The sequence below is a fragment of the Porcibacter vitabionis genome, assembly GCF_046263795.1.
GTDB lineage: Bacteria > Bacillota > Clostridia > Lachnospirales > Lachnospiraceae > Lachnocurva.
On record NZ_JBJYZD010000003.1, the window covers coordinates 155,226 to 172,378 of the forward strand.

General features: G+C 48.0%; 26 protein-coding genes. All 26 read left to right on the top strand.

The annotated features are described in order from the left end of the window. Positions 1 to 36: 36 nt before the first annotated feature. The 26 genes from ACKX2L_RS03900 to rpmD all read left to right on the top strand — a co-directional run bounded on the left by ACKX2L_RS03900 (position 37) and on the right by rpmD (position 17,143). On the top strand, positions 37 to 294 hold the full coding sequence (locus ACKX2L_RS03900) for an HPr family phosphocarrier protein (protein WP_497550295.1): 258 nt from the start codon (positions 37 to 39) through the stop codon (positions 292 to 294). A 69-nt stretch (positions 295 to 363) separates the two neighbouring features. Continuing rightward, positions 364 to 1,983, top strand: coding sequence for a phosphoenolpyruvate--protein phosphotransferase (ptsP, locus tag ACKX2L_RS03905; RefSeq protein ID WP_497552650.1), 1,620 nt, complete (start codon positions 364 to 366; stop codon positions 1,981 to 1,983). 164 nt (positions 1,984 to 2,147) lie between these two features. Beyond that, entirely contained in the window at positions 2,148 to 3,593 is a 1,446-nt protein-coding gene (locus tag ACKX2L_RS03910) for a vWA domain-containing protein (RefSeq protein ID WP_497552651.1), read from the top strand. Positions 3,594 to 3,651: 58 nt separating this feature from the next. Next, positions 3,652 to 5,175, top strand: a complete 1,524-nt coding sequence (locus ACKX2L_RS03915) for an AAA family ATPase (protein WP_497552652.1) — start codon at positions 3,652 to 3,654, stop codon at positions 5,173 to 5,175. Between the two features lie 30 nt (positions 5,176 to 5,205). After that, a complete protein-coding gene (locus ACKX2L_RS03920) occupies positions 5,206 to 6,603 on the top strand; it encodes a leucine-rich repeat protein (RefSeq protein WP_497552653.1) in 1,398 nt (465 codons plus the stop codon). A 335-nt stretch (positions 6,604 to 6,938) separates the two neighbouring features. Next, positions 6,939 to 7,871 carry a class I SAM-dependent methyltransferase gene (locus tag ACKX2L_RS03925; protein WP_497552654.1) on the top strand — a complete coding sequence of 311 codons (933 nt, stop codon included), beginning with the start codon at positions 6,939 to 6,941 and terminating at the stop codon, positions 7,869 to 7,871. A gap of 342 nt (positions 7,872 to 8,213) precedes the next feature. Then, positions 8,214 to 8,531, top strand: a complete 318-nt coding sequence (gene rpsJ, locus ACKX2L_RS03930) for a 30S ribosomal protein S10 (protein WP_497550283.1) — start codon at positions 8,214 to 8,216, stop codon at positions 8,529 to 8,531. Positions 8,532 to 8,667: 136 nt separating this feature from the next. Then, positions 8,668 to 9,345: a 50S ribosomal protein L3 gene (gene rplC, locus ACKX2L_RS03935; RefSeq protein ID WP_497550282.1), complete on the top strand. Its 678-nt coding sequence runs from the start codon at positions 8,668 to 8,670 to the stop codon at positions 9,343 to 9,345. 23 nt (positions 9,346 to 9,368) lie between these two features. Continuing rightward, positions 9,369 to 9,989: a 50S ribosomal protein L4 gene (gene rplD, locus ACKX2L_RS03940; RefSeq protein ID WP_497550281.1), complete on the top strand. Its 621-nt coding sequence runs from the start codon at positions 9,369 to 9,371 to the stop codon at positions 9,987 to 9,989. Further along, positions 9,989 to 10,288 carry a 50S ribosomal protein L23 gene (gene rplW / locus ACKX2L_RS03945; protein ID WP_497550280.1) on the top strand — a complete coding sequence of 100 codons (300 nt, stop codon included), beginning with the start codon at positions 9,989 to 9,991 and terminating at the stop codon, positions 10,286 to 10,288. The genes rplD and rplW overlap by 1 nt, the downstream gene beginning before the upstream one ends. Before the next feature lie 63 nt (positions 10,289 to 10,351). Next, complete coding sequence (gene rplB, locus ACKX2L_RS03950) at positions 10,352 to 11,194, top strand: 50S ribosomal protein L2 (RefSeq protein ID WP_497552655.1); 843 nt, start codon at positions 10,352 to 10,354, stop codon at positions 11,192 to 11,194. Positions 11,195 to 11,205: 11 nt separating this feature from the next. Then, the gene (gene rpsS, locus ACKX2L_RS03955; RefSeq protein WP_497550278.1) at positions 11,206 to 11,499 is read left to right on the top strand and encodes a 30S ribosomal protein S19; all 294 of its coding nucleotides are present in this window, start codon (positions 11,206 to 11,208) and stop codon (positions 11,497 to 11,499) included. 24 nt (positions 11,500 to 11,523) lie between these two features. Continuing rightward, the gene (gene rplV / locus ACKX2L_RS03960) at positions 11,524 to 11,913 is read left to right on the top strand and encodes a 50S ribosomal protein L22 (RefSeq protein ID WP_497550277.1); all 390 of its coding nucleotides are present in this window, start codon (positions 11,524 to 11,526) and stop codon (positions 11,911 to 11,913) included. A gap of 14 nt (positions 11,914 to 11,927) precedes the next feature. Continuing rightward, positions 11,928 to 12,587, top strand: a complete 660-nt coding sequence (gene rpsC, locus ACKX2L_RS03965; RefSeq protein WP_497550276.1) for a 30S ribosomal protein S3 — start codon at positions 11,928 to 11,930, stop codon at positions 12,585 to 12,587. Continuing rightward, positions 12,587 to 13,024, top strand: a complete 438-nt coding sequence (gene rplP, locus ACKX2L_RS03970; protein WP_497550275.1) for a 50S ribosomal protein L16 — start codon at positions 12,587 to 12,589, stop codon at positions 13,022 to 13,024. The genes rpsC and rplP overlap by 1 nt, the downstream gene beginning before the upstream one ends. Further along, positions 13,014 to 13,220, top strand: coding sequence for a 50S ribosomal protein L29 (gene rpmC, locus ACKX2L_RS03975; protein WP_497550274.1), 207 nt, complete (start codon positions 13,014 to 13,016; stop codon positions 13,218 to 13,220). Before rplP ends, rpmC begins: the two co-directional genes overlap by 11 nt. Positions 13,221 to 13,249: 29 nt before the next feature. Beyond that, complete coding sequence (gene rpsQ / locus ACKX2L_RS03980; RefSeq protein ID WP_497550273.1) at positions 13,250 to 13,507, top strand: 30S ribosomal protein S17; 258 nt, start codon at positions 13,250 to 13,252, stop codon at positions 13,505 to 13,507. 24 nt (positions 13,508 to 13,531) lie between these two features. Next, positions 13,532 to 13,900, top strand: coding sequence for a 50S ribosomal protein L14 (rplN, locus tag ACKX2L_RS03985; protein WP_497550272.1), 369 nt, complete (start codon positions 13,532 to 13,534; stop codon positions 13,898 to 13,900). Positions 13,901 to 13,911: 11 nt separating this feature from the next. Next, the gene (gene rplX, locus ACKX2L_RS03990; RefSeq protein WP_497552656.1) at positions 13,912 to 14,220 is read left to right on the top strand and encodes a 50S ribosomal protein L24; all 309 of its coding nucleotides are present in this window, start codon (positions 13,912 to 13,914) and stop codon (positions 14,218 to 14,220) included. Positions 14,221 to 14,246: 26 nt separating this feature from the next. After that, entirely contained in the window at positions 14,247 to 14,786 is a 540-nt protein-coding gene (gene rplE / locus ACKX2L_RS03995) for a 50S ribosomal protein L5 (RefSeq protein WP_497550270.1), read from the top strand. Positions 14,787 to 14,800: 14 nt separating this feature from the next. After that, positions 14,801 to 14,986 (top strand): type Z 30S ribosomal protein S14, encoded by a 186-nt coding sequence (locus ACKX2L_RS04000; protein WP_497550269.1) that lies wholly within the window; start codon positions 14,801 to 14,803, stop codon positions 14,984 to 14,986. A 24-nt stretch (positions 14,987 to 15,010) separates the two neighbouring features. Continuing rightward, positions 15,011 to 15,412 (top strand): 30S ribosomal protein S8, encoded by a 402-nt coding sequence (gene rpsH / locus ACKX2L_RS04005; protein ID WP_497550268.1) that lies wholly within the window; start codon positions 15,011 to 15,013, stop codon positions 15,410 to 15,412. A gap of 81 nt (positions 15,413 to 15,493) precedes the next feature. Then, entirely contained in the window at positions 15,494 to 16,033 is a 540-nt protein-coding gene (gene rplF / locus ACKX2L_RS04010) for a 50S ribosomal protein L6 (RefSeq protein ID WP_497550267.1), read from the top strand. Positions 16,034 to 16,051: 18 nt separating this feature from the next. Further along, positions 16,052 to 16,420: a 50S ribosomal protein L18 gene (gene rplR, locus ACKX2L_RS04015; RefSeq protein WP_497550266.1), complete on the top strand. Its 369-nt coding sequence runs from the start codon at positions 16,052 to 16,054 to the stop codon at positions 16,418 to 16,420. A 13-nt stretch (positions 16,421 to 16,433) separates the two neighbouring features. Beyond that, on the top strand, positions 16,434 to 16,943 hold the full coding sequence (gene rpsE, locus ACKX2L_RS04020) for a 30S ribosomal protein S5 (protein ID WP_497550265.1): 510 nt from the start codon (positions 16,434 to 16,436) through the stop codon (positions 16,941 to 16,943). 11 nt (positions 16,944 to 16,954) lie between these two features. Continuing rightward, positions 16,955 to 17,143, top strand: a complete 189-nt coding sequence (gene rpmD, locus ACKX2L_RS04025; protein ID WP_497550264.1) for a 50S ribosomal protein L30 — start codon at positions 16,955 to 16,957, stop codon at positions 17,141 to 17,143. Positions 17,144 to 17,153 lie beyond the last annotated feature (10 nt).

The following is a 17,153-nucleotide window of genomic DNA, read 5'->3' on the forward strand; positions in this document are numbered from 1 at the left end:
AGGCGGATCGAGAGAATAGAAGGAGGACATGACCTTATGAAGACTTTCGAGTATACAATCACGGATCCCCTGGGAATGCACGCAAGACCTGCAGGACTTTTTGTGAAAGAAGCTGCAAAGTATCCTTGCAAGGTTACCATTGCAAAAGATGGTAAGGAAGTAGATGCAAAGCGGATCCTCGGAGTGATGAGCCTTGGCGTAAAGCAGGGCATGACGATCACCGTTGCCTGCGATGGTGATAATGAAGATGCTGCTGCAGCAGATCTCGAGAAATTCCTTAAGGAAAATCTGTAACGAATGGACGAAACTGCTGCAGAGCCTTGTGCCTTGCAGCAGTTTTTATCTATAGAGAGGATAAAAGGAATGGAAATTCAGGGAAAGAGCGTTTTCGGCGGTGTCGCAATTGGTCCCCTTTCTGTTTATGCCAAAGCAGACAATGTCGTAAAGCGGACGAAAATAGAGGATCCCGATGCCGAGATTGAACGCTTTCAAAAAGCGAAAGACAAGGCAAAGGAACAGCTTCAGGAACTGCATGACAAGGCTTTGAAAGAGGTCGGAGAGGCCAATGCCGAGATCTTCGAGGTTCATCAGATGATGCTGGAGGACGGGGACTATCTCGACTCGATCCGGGGCATCATCAAAAACCAGATGGTCAATGCCGAATATGCGGTAGCAACCACTGGAGACAACTTCTCTCAGATGTTTGCCGCAATGGATGATGACTATATGCGGGCACGCTCTGCGGATATCAAGGATATCTCCAACCGGGTCGTATCGATCCTGCAGGGAGCCGACAATGGCGGTATTCGTTCGGACAAGCCGGTCATCCTTCTGGCAGAGGATCTGGCACCCAGTGAGACCGTTCAGCTGGATAAATCCCTGATCCTTTCCTTTGTTACACGTGGCGGATCGACCAATTCTCATACGGCGATCCTGGCCAGGACCATGGGGATCCCTTCCCTGATCGGTGTGGATTATCAGGAAGAGATGGACGGGCATCTTGGTATTGTAGATGGCTATAAAGGAAAACTGATCGTTGATCCGGACGAGGAGACACTGAAAGCCTACCAGAAGAAACAGGAAGAAGACAACGAAAAGAAGCGTCTCCTTCAGGAACTGAAGGGTAAGGAAAATGTAACCCTCGATGGAAAGAAGATCAAACTCTATGCCAATATCGGCGGTGTAGGTGATGTTCCGGACGTCCTCCAAAATGACGCCGGCGGCATCGGACTCTTCCGAAGCGAGTTCCTCTATCTGGGCTGCGATGATTATCCGAGTGAGGAGCAGCAGTTCCAGGCTTATAAGACGGTTGCAGAGACCATGGCCGGAAAACAGGTGATCATCCGTACTTTGGATATCGGTGCGGATAAGCAGGTCGATTACTTCCATTTGGATAAGGAAGACAATCCGGCGCTTGGCTACCGCGCCATCCGGATCTGCCTGGATCGGCCGGAGATCTTCAAAACTCAGCTTCGCGCCATTTTCCGCGCCAGTTACTATGGCAATATCGGAATCATGTACCCCATGATCATTTCTGTGAATGAAGTCCTCCAGATCAAGGAAATCGTGAAAGCAGTCAAAAAGGAACTGGACGATCAGGGAATTCCCTACGGAAATGTAGAGCAGGGTGTAATGATTGAGACACCGGCCGCAGTCATGATCAGTGAAGACCTGGCAAAAGAAGTCGATTTCTTCTCCATCGGAACCAATGATCTGACACAGTATACCCTGGCTTGTGACCGCCAGAATGCAAAACTGGAGAAGATTGCAGATACCCATCATCCGGCAGTTCTTCGTGAGATCCAAATGACCATCGAAAACGGTCATAAGGGCGGAGCCTGGGTCGGCATCTGCGGTGAATTGGGCGCTGATACCAGCCTGACCGAGACCTTCCTTCGTATGGGCGTAGACGAGCTTTCCGTAAGCCCGTCCAGAATCCTTTCCGTACGGGAAGCCATACGGAAAGTGGATCTGTCAAAATAAAAACAAATTGGTTTTACTTACCGGAAACCTCATGTGGGAGAGATCCTGCATGAGGTTTTTTACGATGGGAGAATTGTTTGAGAAAACCTTGTGAAATATAGTAATAGTATGTTAGGATTTTCTCGATACCTCGATTCTTTTAACCAGTTTTCCGGAGGACTGCCATGGGTCTTATAGATGGTATGCCAGGTCATATTGCACAATTATTCGTAGATCATGAGCCGGATCCCTTGGAGCGGCTGTCGCATAAGATACTAAACCTTGTCAGAGACCGCCTGGTTCTTCGCATGCCTTACTTCAACCGGGCAATCCTTATTATGCCGGAATACTACTATCTGCCGGAAGATTTCAGCGGCTGGCTGGACAGGGAAGGACAAGCAGCCATTCCGGCGGGAATGGGTACGAACGGTCAGGTGCTGTTTGTGAACCCGGATGCATTGATCGAGGGCTATCAAGCGAGCCCGGAGCGCATCTGTCATACCTATCTTCATCTGCTTCTTCACTGTATTTACAGACATCCTTTTCAATATGAAAAAATGAATATGGAAGCCTGGGATCTGGCAAGTGATCTGGCGGTAGAGGACAAACTGCTGTCACTGGAGCTTAGGGAAACAGAACTTTCGGATGACAACAAGCGGCGCTCCCTCCTGAAGGATTTATCCGAGACCGTCGGGCAGCTTACAGCAGAGCGGATCTATCACAATTTGCGGGAAAAGAAAGACCTCCGCGAAGAGTGGATGCAGAGGAAGGATCTCTTTCATTTTGATCTCCATCAGTTCTGGATGAATAGCAGCAAGGAAGGCAATGGTGAATCCAATCAGGATGGGCGTATGCTCATGGCCAACCCGGAGACCGAAGAAAGCTGGAAGAAGATCGGCGCCCAGACCAAGCTGAATATTGCAAATGAAGAAGAGAATATGGGACTTACTCCCAATGATCTCGTTTCAAAGATCGATGACATCCGCCGAGATGAGAAAGATTATACGGACTTCCTCAAAAGCTTTGCCAGGATGACAGAGGAAGTACATCTCGACCCGGATTCTTTTGACTATATTTATTACCATTACGGGATGGAAATGTATGGCAATATGCCACTGATCGAGCCTCTGGAATATCGGGATGCAGCGAAGATCAAAGACTTCGTCATCGCCATTGACACCTCGGGCTCCTGTCAGGGCAATGCCGTAAGGGCCTTTCTGAACCGGACCTATTCGATCTTAAAAAACACGGATATTTTTACCCGGAGAATGAATCTTCATATCATACAATGCGATTGTGAAGTGCAGAAGGATGTGAAGATCGAAAGTGAAGAAGATTTCGATTCTTACATGAATTCGATTGAGATCCATGGCGGAGGGGGAACTGACTTTCGCCCTGTATTTACTTATGTAAAGGAACAGGTTCAGGCCGGCGAGTATTTCGATCTATGCGGATTATTGTATTTTACCGACGGCATGGGCATGTTTCCTGCAGAAGAGCCGGACTTCAAAACGGCCTTCATTTTAAAAGAAAGCGGCGCAAGCTATCACGAAACACCGGAATGGGCGATGACTTATGAACTCTCCGGCCAGGAGATGGAAGAGATGGAACTTGGAGAAAATATCTCGTAGAGCTGCTGTATACAAACGATGCAGGCGTTCGTAAACTGGCAAAAGAGAAAGGAATCTTATGAATATTCAGGAAGCAAAAAGAGAGGTCAAGCGCTCGGCAGCAATCTATCTTACCAAGGATGAGTTTGGAAATTACCGGATCCCGGTCGAGAAACAGCGCCCCATCTTTCTTGTCGGTGCACCTGGCATCGGAAAGACAGCGATCATGGAACAGATCGCGGAGGAGATGAATCTTTCCCTCGTGTCCTACTCCATGACGCATCACACGAGACAGAGCGCCCTTGGTCTTCCTTTTATCGTCCATAAAGAATTCGATGGCAAGCCTTATGACGTGACCAATTACACCATGAGTGAGATCATCTCTTCGATCTATGACACGATGGAGGAAAGCGGGATCCGCGAGGGCATTCTCTTTCTCGACGAGATTAACTGCATCTCTGAGACTCTGGCCCCGTCCATGCTGCAGTTCCTTCAATACAAGACCTTCGGAACCCATCAGGTGCCGGAAGGCTGGGTCATTGTCACTGCCGGAAACCCGCCGGAATACAATCGGTCGGTCAGGGAATTTGACGTGGTCACCCTGGACCGGCTCCGCCTTCTGGAGATCACACCGGATTTCGAAGCCTGGAAAATATATGCCAAGAAACGCGGCGTCCATAAGGCGATCCTGACCTATCTCGAAATCCACCAGGATAACTTTTATCATATGGAAAACACGGCACATGAGAAGCGCTATGTCACTGCCCGGGGCTGGGAGGATCTGTCGGAGGCACTCTATCTCTATGAAGAGAAGGGCTTCCCCGTTGATGAGATCCTGATCGGCCAGTACATCCGTTCGCCCCGGATCGCCAGGGAATTTGCCACCTATTATGCCCTCTATGAGAAATATAAATCGGACTATCAGATTCCTTCCATTCTATTGGGAAGAGAAGGCGCAGAGATTCGGGATCGAGCCAGGGCAGCCGGCTTCGATGAGCGTCTGACCATTACGGGTCTGCTTTTGGAGGCGATTCAGCCCCGCATTCGAAAGCATATGGAGAAGGAAAATGCCCTGAAGATGCTTCATGGGAAACTGGCGGAAATGAAGGAGAGTGAGACCGGGTCCATTCATGAGGCCTTGCAGGAACTGAAAGATCGGATGGAGAGAGAACAAAAGCAGAAGAAGGCTGCAGGAAATCTGAGTCGCGAATCGATCCATGCCTATGCTTACTGTCTGCGTTTTGTCCGGGCATGCTGGGACCGCCTGGATAGCGAAGGAGATGATCAGACAGATCATGATTTTGCCCTGGTCAATCAGGAATTCCAGGAAAGGGTTCAGGAAATGCTGCAAGAGACACCGCGTCTTTCGGAAGAACTGGATCATCTCTTTACCTTCGTGGAAGATGTCTTCGGAGATGACAATGAGATGCTGGTTCTTGTGACGGAACTGACCGTTGATAAGAACGCAGCAGCCTTCATTGCCGAAAATGGCTGCAGTGGCTATTACCGCCATAATAAAAGACTTATGGTCTTCGAACGAAATCAGGAACTGATGGAAGAGATAGAAAATATAGAAGATATGCGAAAAAACGGGCAGAAATAAACATGGTCCATGGAAAACTGAGGAAAAATTGTGGATAATGCAAGATCAGAGCAAGTAAAAGAGTGGATAGATCCAAAAAATCAGGCGATCTATCACTATGAGATCCTTACAGATCAGACCATTCGACTTCTCTCATGTACCGGCGGTCAGAGCCGGATAGAGATTCCCGGGGAAATCGAAGGCCTCCCGGTCGGACGTCTGGGCAGGCATCTTTTCTATGAGAATGGACTTTTGGTGGAAGAAGTAGTTCTTCCGGACAGCATTCGGATCATTGAAGAGGAAGCTCTGGAATTCGCCGTCTACCTTCAGAAGATTCAACTGAATTCGGGCCTGGTCTATATTGGGAAAAATGCCTTTCATGCAACGCAGCTTACGAGTCTTGTGATACCAAAGACAGTAGAGTGGATGGAAGAACCCGGGGAATGGGGGATCGAACTGGAGCTGGAAGAGGGGAATCCAAACTATAGTGATGATGGGTATGGAATCTATTTCATCCATGGAAGGAAATATCTGGCTCTTGTTCACCATGAGAATCCACGCCGGAGATACCGTTTGGCAGAGGACTGCAGAGGAATTCAGAAACATGCCTTGTTCTCGGCACAGAGACTGGAAGAAGTGATTTTGCCAGCCTCCGTACAGGAAATCTCGGAGGCTGCTTTCTCGGTGGAAAAGGAAGAGGATGAAGATCCGGGCCTTTCTGTTCGGATTGAAGAAGGGAATCCGGTCTTGTCGGTCTCTCAGGGCTGTATCCTTCTGAAAAGGAAAGAAGACCGGGAAACAACTCCTTACAGCTACACAGCAATTTATGGAGAACCGGACTTCACCGGCGACCTGGTCGACATTTCTCAAAAACTGAATGGCCCATTGACAGCAATCGCGGCAGAGGCTTTCTATGGAAGCAAGATCACGGAAGTTCGTCTGCCAAGGACACTTGGAAGGATCGGGGCAGAGGCTTTTACGGACTGCCGGCTGAAGAAAGCATATCTCGAGGAGGAAGACGGCTGGACCGAGATCCTTTTCCCGTCTGAGTATGGATATCTTATGAATCGCCTCCTGGCTTCCTTTGGGAAAAACGGCCATCGATACGATTATGGGGAATATGACGAAAACCTCCTGAGCGGCGGATGGAACCTGGAAAAACTGCATCTGTCTATTTCCCGGCTAAAACAGGGCAGGCACCTGAAAAAGGAAACGGAAGCTTCGATCCGCAAACGGATTCTGACAGACATGGAAGAAATCCTAAAACTGATCCGGGATCATAGCGATGGAGAAAGTCTTCAGGCACTTTCTGATCTGCATTTCTTCACAGAAGAAAATACAGACCAGGCGATTGCCTTCTTTCGTCAAAAAGAGTCCGGGGAACTGATGTCGATTCTTCTCAATGTGAAACAGGGGCAAAGGAGGAAAAGCTTTGACTTTAGCCTATGAGGATCTTATGAAAGAATCAATGACATTGCTTGTCTGAAAAGCCATGGAAACAATTTCGTAGGAGTGTTTCTGACGCTCATTACTGTTTTTATTTCCCCTAAGGATATGCTAAAATGCTTGGTACATAAGTCGAGAGTGTGGTTTGTGATGCAGGCCATGCCCTGCGTTAGGTCGAGAGTGTGGTTTGTAATGCAGGCCATGTCCTGCGCTAGGTCGAGAGTGTGGTTTGTAATGCAAGCCATGTCCTGCGCTATCAGGACTTATGTGAAGATGGAAAATCGTACACCAGAGTGAAATTCGTATTCTCGTGATGATAAAAAGGAGAAGGACTGGAAATGTATTTAGCAAAAAATTGGAAGGACTATGAAGTCATAGACTGTTCGGAAGGGGAAAAGCTGGAACGCTGGGGGAAATACACCCTGCTTCGTCCGGATCCTCAGGTCATCTGGGATACCCCGAAGACCAACCCCGCCTGGAGAAAGCTGAATGCCCACTATCACAGAAGCAGCCGCGGCGGCGGTGACTGGGAATTCTTCGACCTTCCGGAGGAGTGGACCATTCGTTATGAGTTTTCCGGAGCAGGCAGCGGGCGGTTAGGATGGTATCCGGGAAATGACGGCTGTCTGACCTTTCACCTCAAGCCCTTTCACTTCAAACATACCGGTCTCTTCCCGGAACAGGCCGCCAATTGGGAGTGGTTTTCTTCTATTATAAGGAAGGAAAAGGAGAGAAATGTAAACCGACCGATCAAGGTCCTGAACCTCTTTGCCTATACCGGTGGAGCGACGATTGCAGCAGCGGCTGCCGGAGCAGAAGTAACTCATGTTGATGCAGCCAAGGGAATGGTCAACTGGGCAAAGGAAAATGCCGTTTCATCCGGCCTTGGAGATGCTCCAATCCGCTGGCTGGTGGATGATTGCAGAAAATTTGTCGAGCGGGAGATTCGCCGCGGCCATAAATATGATGGAATCATTATGGATCCCCCTTCCTATGGAAGAGGACCCAAGGGCGAGATCTGGAAGCTGGAAGACAATGTCTACGACCTCATCAAACTTACGGCACAGGTCCTTGCACCTGATCCGCTCTTCTTCCTGGTGAACTCTTATACGACCGGCCTGCAGCCTGCTGTCCTTCACTATATGATCAGCACCGCCCTGAAGGATTTCCCGGGCACGGTTGAAGCCGACGAAGTAGGTCTGCCGGTAACAGAATCCGGTCTGGTCCTCCCTTGTGGGGCTGCAGGCAGATTCACAGGACAGCGTGTATGATCGATCATCTGTCCCGCCGGCTTGCGACGGGACAGGACACTACAATGTTTCAAAAAAAATACAAAAAAATATAAAAACCACTTGCATGACCTGAAAAAAGACGGTATGATATCAATTGCTGTGACATGATAGCGATGAAACGAGAAGTTGCAGCCTATGAGGCTGGTAATTCCGCGGAGCGAATGTCAAGTCAAGAAACTGGCGACAAGTCACTGTACGTAACAATTCAGGTCTACTGCAAAGTAGAAACCAGCGTGTGTGGAGAATAGGACACACACGGAGTAGTGTACAGTCACCACTTGTCGTACGACAAAAAGTACGAATAAGGAGGCGGCTTTTTTTATGGCAACTCAGGTAATGAGAATCACACTCAAGGCTTACGATCACGAACTGGTAGATGCATCCGCACAGAAGATTATCGAAACCGTTAAGAAGAACGGTGCAGTAGTCAGCGGACCGGTACCCCTTCCCACCAAGAAGGAAGTAGTTACGATCCTTCGCGCAGTACATAAGTACAAGTATTCCCGTGAGCAGTTCGAGAGAAGAACACACAAGAGACTCATCGATATCCTGACTCCGACCCAGAAGACGGTCGAGGCACTTTCCAGACTGGAAATGCCTGCAGGTGTCTACATCGACATCAAGATGAAAGAGAAGTAATCCAAAGAAGATTACGGTTTACATTTCAAAAAGGTAACTAAGGTAACCCCGTTTACCTATAATGAACGCGCGCAGACGATGTCCTATTTCATCCGAAGCAAATTGCGTTCCGCTGTAGAGTAGGAGGAATACTCAAATGAAGAAAGCTATTCTGGCAAGAAAGCTTGGAATGACACAGGTCTTCAGTGAAGACGGCGAGCTCATTCCTGTAACTGTCCTGGAAGCAGGACCATGCGTAGTAACTCAGATCAAGACTGTTGACAACGATGGTTATGATGCCGTACAGGTTGGCTTTTATGACAACGCTGTAAAGGTAACTGAGAAGGACGCTCAGGGCAAGAAGACTGTTGCTCACAGACACGGCACAAATAAGCCGGAGATGGGACATTTTGAAAAGGCTGGCGTTTCTGCGAAGAAGTACGTCCGCGAGTTCCGTTTCGAGAATGCAGCTGATTACAAGCTGGCTGATGAGATCAAGGCAGATATCTTCGCTGAGGGTGACAAGGTTGACGTGACCGCAATCACCAAGGGACATGGTTTCGAGAGTGCGATCAAGAGATTTGGCCAGCACAGAGGACCTATGGCTCACGGTTCTAAGTTCCATCGTCATCAGGGTTCTAATGGTACTTCATCTACCCCGAGCCGTGTATTCAAGGGCAAGGGAATGCCTGGACATATGGGATCCGTACAGGCCACTGTACAGAATCTTCAGGTAGTTCGTGTAGATGCAGAAAACAACTTACTCCTGATCCGCGGCGCAGTTCCCGGAGCAAAGAAGGCTCTGGTAACGATCAAAGAATCCGTTAAGGCTTGAGAGTAAGAAAGGAGGACCATTCGATGGCAACAGTATCCGTATATAATATGGAAGGCAAGGAAGTTGGCACGATCGAACTGAACGACGCAGTATTCGGCGTAGATGTAAATGAGCATCTGGTTCAGCTCGCTGTTAAGACCCAGCTTGCAAATAACCGTCAGGGCACCCAGAAGGCGAAGACCAGATCTGAGGTTTCCGGTGGCGGAAGAAAGCCTTGGAGACAGAAGGGAACCGGTCATGCAAGACAGGGATCCACTCGTGCTCCTCAGTGGACCGGCGGCGGCATGGTATTCGCACCGGTACCGCGTGACTACAGCATCAAGATGAACAAGAAGGAAAAGAGAGCAGCATTAAAGTCTGCACTGACTTCCCGTGTAGAAGAGAAGAAGCTTCTTGTTCTTGATGAGCTGAAGTTTGACGAAATCAAAACCAAGAACATGGTAAATGTTCTGAAGAACCTGAACGTTGAGAAGGCTCTGGTTGTTACCGCTGACAGCGACAAGAATGTCTATATGTCCGCTCGGAACATCCAGAATGTTAAGACCCTTCCGGCAAATACACTGAACGTATTCGACGTTCTGAAGTACAACACAGTAGTCCTTACTAAGGATGCTGTACAGAAGATTGAGGAGGTATACGCATAATGGCTAATGTTCAGTATTACGATACCATCATCCGTCCGGTCGTAACCGAGAAGAGCATGAGCATGATGGGTGATAAGAAGTATACATTCCTTGTACATAAGGATGCCAACAAGACCATGATCAAGGAAGCTGTTGAGAAGATGTTCGACGGCGTAAAGGTCAAGTCTGTTAACACCATCAATGTTCTGGGTAAGAACAAGCGCAGAGGCGCTGTTACCGGTCGTACTGCTGCTACCAAGAAGGCAGTTGTAACTCTGACCGAGGATTCCAAGGAGATCGAGATCTTCGAAGGTCTTTGATCTTAGGCGAATCAAGTATGCACATGAAAGTGCGATAACAAACATTAAGAAAGGATTTATACAATGGGAATTAAGACATATAACCCGTATACGCCTTCCAGAAGAAATATGAGCGGCTCTGATTTCTCCGAGATCACCAAGAAGACTCCTGAGAAATCCCTTGTCGTTAAGATCAAGAAGAATTCTGGACGTAACAATCAGGGTAAGATCACCGTTCGTCATCACGGCGGCGGAAACACCAAGAAGTACAGAATCATCGATTACAAGAGACGCAAGGACGGTATCCCTGCAAAGGTTCTCGGTATTGAGTATGATCCGAATCGTACCGCTAACATCGCTCTGATTGCTTATGCAGACGGCACAAAGTCCTATATCCTTGCACCTGCAGGCCTGACCGACGGCATGGTTGTATCCAATGGTCCTGAGGCTGAAGTTCGTGTAGGTAACTGCCTTCCTCTGGAGAATATTCCGGTAGGTACTTCTGTACACAATATTGAGCTTTATCCGGGCAAGGGTGGCCAGATGGTTCGTTCCGCTGGTAACTCTGCACAGCTGATGGCTAAGGAAAACGGTTATGCAACCCTTCGTCTTCCTTCCGGAGAAATGCGTATGGTTCCTCTGGCTTGCCGCGCAACCATCGGTATCGTTGGAAACGGCGATCACAACCTGGTTAAGATCGGTAAGGCCGGACGTAAGAGACACATGGGCTGGAGACCGACTGTTCGTGGTTCCGTCATGAACCCGAATGACCATCCTCATGGTGGTGGTGAAGGTAAGGCTCCTGTAGGACGTCCCGGTCCTTCTACTCCTTGGGGTAAGCCTGCTCTTGGACTTAAGACCAGAAAGGCCAAGAAGCATTCCAACAAGCTTATCGTAAGAAGAAGAGACGGCAGAGCGATTAAATAAGGAGGTACCGCATGGCTCGTTCATTAAAGAAAGGACCTTTCGCAGATGCAGAGCTTCTGAAGAAGGTCGATGCAGTAGTAAAGTCCGGTGACAAGACCGTCATCAAGACATGGTCCCGTCGCTCTACAATCTTCCCTCAGATGGTTGGACTTACCATCGCTGTACATGATGGAAGAAGACATGTGCCTGTATACATCACAGAGGACATGGTCGGCCATAAGCTTGGCGAGTTCGTTCTGACCAGAACTTATCATGGCCACAACGGAAATGGTGATGAAAGAAAGGCTGCATTAGCAGGTAAATAATAGGACTGAAAGGAGGTTTCTATCATGGCTAGAGGACATAGATCCCAGATTAAGCGTGAGAGAAACGAAAAAAGAGATACCAGACCTTCAGCGAAGCTTTCTTTCGCTAGAATGTCTGTTCAGAAGGCTTGCTTCGTTCTGGATGCAATCCGTGGCAAGGATGTAGATACTGCACTTGCAATCGTAACTTATAATCCGAGATATGCTTCTTCTGTAGTTTTAAAGCTTCTGAATTCCGCAATTGCAAACGCTGAGAACAATAACGGAATGGACAGATCCAACCTTTACGTAGCAGAGTGCTATGCAAATAAGGGACCGACAATGAAGAGAATCCACCCGAGAGCACAGGGCCGTGCTTATCGTATTGAGAAGCGCATGAGCCATATCACTATTGTGCTGGATGAGAAGCAGTAAGAAGGAGGAAGAACATGGGACAGAAAGTCAATCCTCATGGCTTAAGAGTCGGCGTTATCAAGGATTGGGATTCCAAGTGGTACGCTGAAAAAGAATTCGCAGATTACCTGGTTGAGGACCACAAGATCCGTACCTTCCTTAAGAAGAAGCTGTACGCATCAGGTGTTTCTAAGATCGATATTGAGAGAGCATCTGACCGAGTTAAGGTAATCGTTTATACTGCAAAGCCCGGCGTAGTAATCGGTAAGGGCGGCGCTGAGATCGATAAGGTTAGAGCAGAAGCTCAGAAGCTGACGGACAAGAAGCTCCTGATCGACATCAAGGAAGTTAAGCGTCCGGATGAAGATGCTCAGCTGGTAGCTGAGAATATTGCTCAGCAGCTTGAGAATCGTATCTCCTTCCGTCGTGCAATGAAGTCCGTTATGGGACGTGCAATGAAGTCCAACAAGGTTCAGGGTATCAAGACAACCTGTTCCGGACGTCTTGGCGGTGCTGATATCGCAAGAAGCGAGTCTTACAGCGATGGCACAATTCCTCTTCAGACTCTGCGTGCTGACATCGACTACGGTTTTGCTGAAGCTGATACAACTTACGGCAAAGTAGGTGTTAAGGTTTACATCTATAAGGGAGAAGTCCTTCCGCAGAAGAAAGTTAAAGAAGGAGGTAACCGCTAATGTTAATGCCTAAGAGAGTTAAGCACAGAAAGCAGTTCCGTGGATCTCTTTCTGGAAAGCTTACCAAGGGAAATAAGGTAGCAATGGGTGATTTTGGTCTGGTAGCAACCGAACCTTGCTGGATCAAGTCCAATCAGATCGAGGCAGCCCGTGTAGCCCTGACAAGATATATCAAGCGTGGTGGTAAAGTATGGATCCGTATCTTCCCGGACAAGCCGATTACAGCTCAGCCGGCTGGTACTCGAATGGGTAAAGGTAAAGGACCTGTAGATCACTGGGTAGCTGTTGTTAAGCCGGGACGTGTTCTTTTCGAGATCTCCGGAGTACCGGAAGATGCAGCCAAAGAGGCACTTCGTCTCGCATCCCACAAACTTCCGTGCACTTGCAAGATCGTTGCACGAGAGAGCGTAGAAGGCGGTGTAGCAAATGAAAACTAAGAATTATGTACAGGATCTGAGAGCAAAATCAGAGGCCGAACTTAATACAGAGCTTACCGATGCTAAGAAGGAACTCTTCAACCTGAGATTCCAGAATGCAACGAACCAGTTGGATAACACCAGCCGGATCAAAGAGGTAAAGAAGAATATTGCCCGCATTCAGACCATGCTTACTGAGAAGCGCATGGCAGACTAATCGCTTATGCGATGAGAAAGGAGTTTTTCGTGGAAGAGAGAAATCTTAGAAAGACACGTGTTGGTGTCGTTGTAAGCGATAAGATGGACAAGACCATCGTTGTTGCTGTTCATGATAACGAGCGTCATCCTCTTTACAAGAAGATCGTAAAGAAGACCTACAAGCTGAAGGCACACGATGAGAATAATGCCGCACACGAGGGAGACACCGTTCGTGTAATGGAGACCAGACCCCTGTCTAAGGACAAGAGATGGAGACTGGTTGAGATCGTAGAGAAGGCAAAATAATTCGAATAATAAGGAGGCTGCATAATGGTACAGCAGGAAAGCAGATTAGCTGTTGCCGACAATACCGGAGCGAAGGAACTCCTTTGCATTCGTGTCGTTGGCGGATCTACCAGAAGATATGCAAACATTGGCGACGTCATTAAAGCTTCGGTCAAAGAAGCAACACCTGGCGGAGTTGTTAAAAAGGGTGCTGTAGTAACAGCCGTAGTTGTACGTACGAAGAGAGGCGTTCGCCGTAAGGATGGTTCTTACATCAAATTCGATGAGAACGCTGCAGTTATCATCAAGGATGACGGCACTCCTACCGGAACCCGTATCTTTGGACCGGTTGCAAGAGAGCTTCGTGATAAGAAATTCATGAAGATCGTTTCCCTTGCTCCGGAAGTACTGTAAGGAGGTACACGATGGCAAGTAAGATTAAAGTTGGCGATACCGTTCGTGTGATCGCCGGTGCAGATAAGAATAACGAAGGCAAGGTTCTCACCATCGACCACAAGAATCATCGTGTTGTCGTTGAGGGCGTTCACATGATCAAGAAGCATGTAAAGCCTTCTATGCAGAATCAGAACGGCGGAATTATCGAGCAGGAAGCTCCGATCGATATCTCCAATGTAATGCTTCTGGTTGACGGTAAGACAACTCGTGTCGGCTTCAAGGTTGAGGACGGCAAGAAGGTTCGTGTAGCTAAGGCTACCGGCAAGAACATTGATTAATACTGACCGGAAAGGAGGAAAATTCGTTGAGTAGACTGAAAGAAATGTATAAGAACGAGATCGCTGCCAAGATGCAGGAGAAGTTCGGATACAAGAATGTAATGGAAATTCCCAAGCTTGAGAAGATCGTCGTAAACATGGGCGTTGGTGAAGCTAAGGAAAACGCAAAGCTCCTGGAAGCTGCAGTAGCAGATATGGAGACAATCACCGGTCAGCATGCTGTTGTTACGAAGGCTAAGAACTCCGTAGCAAACTTCAAGATCCGTGAGGGTCAGGGAATCGGATGCAAGACCACTCTTCGTGGCGACAAGATGTATGACTTCCTTGATCGTCTGGTTAACTTAGCACTGCCTCGTGTACGTGACTTCCGTGGCGTAAATCCCAACTCCTTTGATGGACGTGGAAACTATGCGCTTGGTCTGAAAGAGCAGATCATCTTCCCTGAGATCGAATTTGATAAGGTCGACAAGGTAAGAGGTATGGACGTTATTTTCGTAACAACTGCAAAGACCGATGAAGAGGCACGTGAGTTACTCCGCCTGTTCGGAATGCCTTTCGCTAAGTAATTAGGAGGATCATAATGGCAAAGAAATCAATGAAGATTAAGCAGCAGCGTGCACCTAAGTTCTCCAGCAGAGCTTATACCCGTTGCAGAATCTGCGGTCGTCCGCACTCCGTGCTTAAGAAATATGGCATTTGCCGTGTTTGCTTCCGTGAGCTTGCATATAAGGGCGAGATCCCGGGCGTAAAGAAAGCATCTTGGTAATCGGATAAGGAGGAAAGTAGAATCATGAATATTAGTGATCCCATCGCAGATATGCTTACAAGAATTCGTAATGCAAATACTGCAAAGCATGATACCGTAGACATCCCGAAGTCCAGAATCAAGGTTGCTATCGCAGACATTCTTGTAGACGAGGGCTACATTGAGAAGTACGAGATCGTTCCGGACGGTAAGTTCGAAGCAATCCGTGTAACTCTGAAATATAACGACAATAAGAACACAAAGGTCATCTCCGGAATCAAGAAGATCTCAAAGCCGGGTCTTCGTGTATATGCCGGTAAGGATGAAGTTCCTTCTGTTCTCGGCGGACTGGGTATTGCAATCCTGTCCACCAACAAGGGCATCGTAACTGACAAGCAGGCTCGTAAGCTTGGCGTCGGCGGTGAAGTCCTTGCATATGTATGGTAATCATCATACATTTTTAACTACTATTTGATCCTATCCGGCTGTTAGAAGCCGGATATCAAACACCAATTAGGAGGTACGGGCATGTCACGTATTGGAAGAATGCCAATCGCAATCCCTGCTGGCGTAACAGTTGAGGTTGCAGAAAATAATCTTGTGACTGTAAAAGGTCCTAAGGGAACCCTTACAAGAGCACTCGCTCCAGAAATGGAGATCAAAGTCGAGGGAAATGAAGTAATCGTTTCCAGACCGAACGACCTGAAGAGAATGAAGTCTCTTCACGGCCTTACCAGAACCCTGATCCATAACATGGTCATCGGCGTAACCGAGGGCTATACCAAGACTCTTCAGATCCTTGGTGTCGGCTATCGTGCTGAGAAGTCCGGAAAGAAGCTCACCCTTCATCTTGGCTATTCTCATCCGGTTGAGATGGAAGATCCTGAGGGCATTGAATCCAAGCTCGATGGAAATAACATCATCGTTTCCGGTATTGATAAGGAAAAGGTTGGACAGTATGCAGCAAACATCCGTGAGAAGAGAGCACCGGAGCCTTACAAGGGCAAGGGTATCCGTTATGCGGATGAGCATGTACGTCGTCTTGCCGGTAAGACTGGTAAAAAATAATTGAAGGAGTGAGAAAGAATGATTAATAAAAAATCTAGAGCTGTCGTTCGCGAGCAGAAGCACAGAAGATTAAGAAATCATCTTGCAGGAACTGCTGAGAGACCGCGTCTCGCTGTCTTCAGAAGCAACAGCAATATGTATGCACAGATCATCGATGATGAAGCTGGTAAGACTCTTGTATCCGCATCTACTCTGGATAAGGATTTAAAGAGCAGCCTTGAACATACAGACAATGTAGAAGCCGCTGCAGCACTTGGCACAGCAATCGCAAAGAAGGCACTGGATGCCGGAATCAAAGAGGTCGTATTTGACCGTGCCGGCTATATCTATGCCGGTAAGGTTGCAGCCCTGGCTGATGCAGCACGTGAAGCTGGCCTGGAATTTTAAGGAGGAACATTACATGAAGCGTACAATCATCGACGCAAGTCAGTTTGAATTAGAGGACCAGGTCGTAACTATCAAGCGTGTATCGAAGACAGTTAAGGGCGGACGTAATATGCGTTTCGCTGCTCTGGTCGTAGTAGGTGATCGTAACGGTCACGTAGGTGCCGGAATGGGCAAGGCTGCCGAAGTTCCCGAAGCTATCCGTAAGGGCAAGGAAGACGCCATGAAGCACCTGATCGAAGTCAAGATGAATGATGCAAACAGCATCACTCATGACATTATCGGTAAGCACACAGGAGCTACCATTCTCCTGAAGACTGCTCCCGAAGGTACCGGTATCATCGCCGGTGGTCCTGCCCGTGCGGTATGTGACCTTGCAGGTATCAAGAATATCCGTACCAAGTCTCTTGGTTCCTCGAATAAGCAGAACGTTGTTCTCGCAACGATCGAAGCTCTGGAAAGCCTTAAGGCTCCCGAGGAAGTAGCTCGCCTTCGCGGCAAGTCCGTAGAAGAAGTACTTGGTTAAGGAGGTTTATCATGGCTAAGAAGTTAAGAATCACACTTGTTAAGTCTACCATCGGCGCTGTTCCCAAGAACAAGAAGACGGTAGAGGCTCTTGGTCTTCATAAGATCAACTCCGTTAACGAGCTGCCGGATAACGATGCAACCCGCGGAATGATTCAGCGTGTTCGTCATCTGGTAAAAGTTGAAGAGATCGACGCATAAGATAAATAAG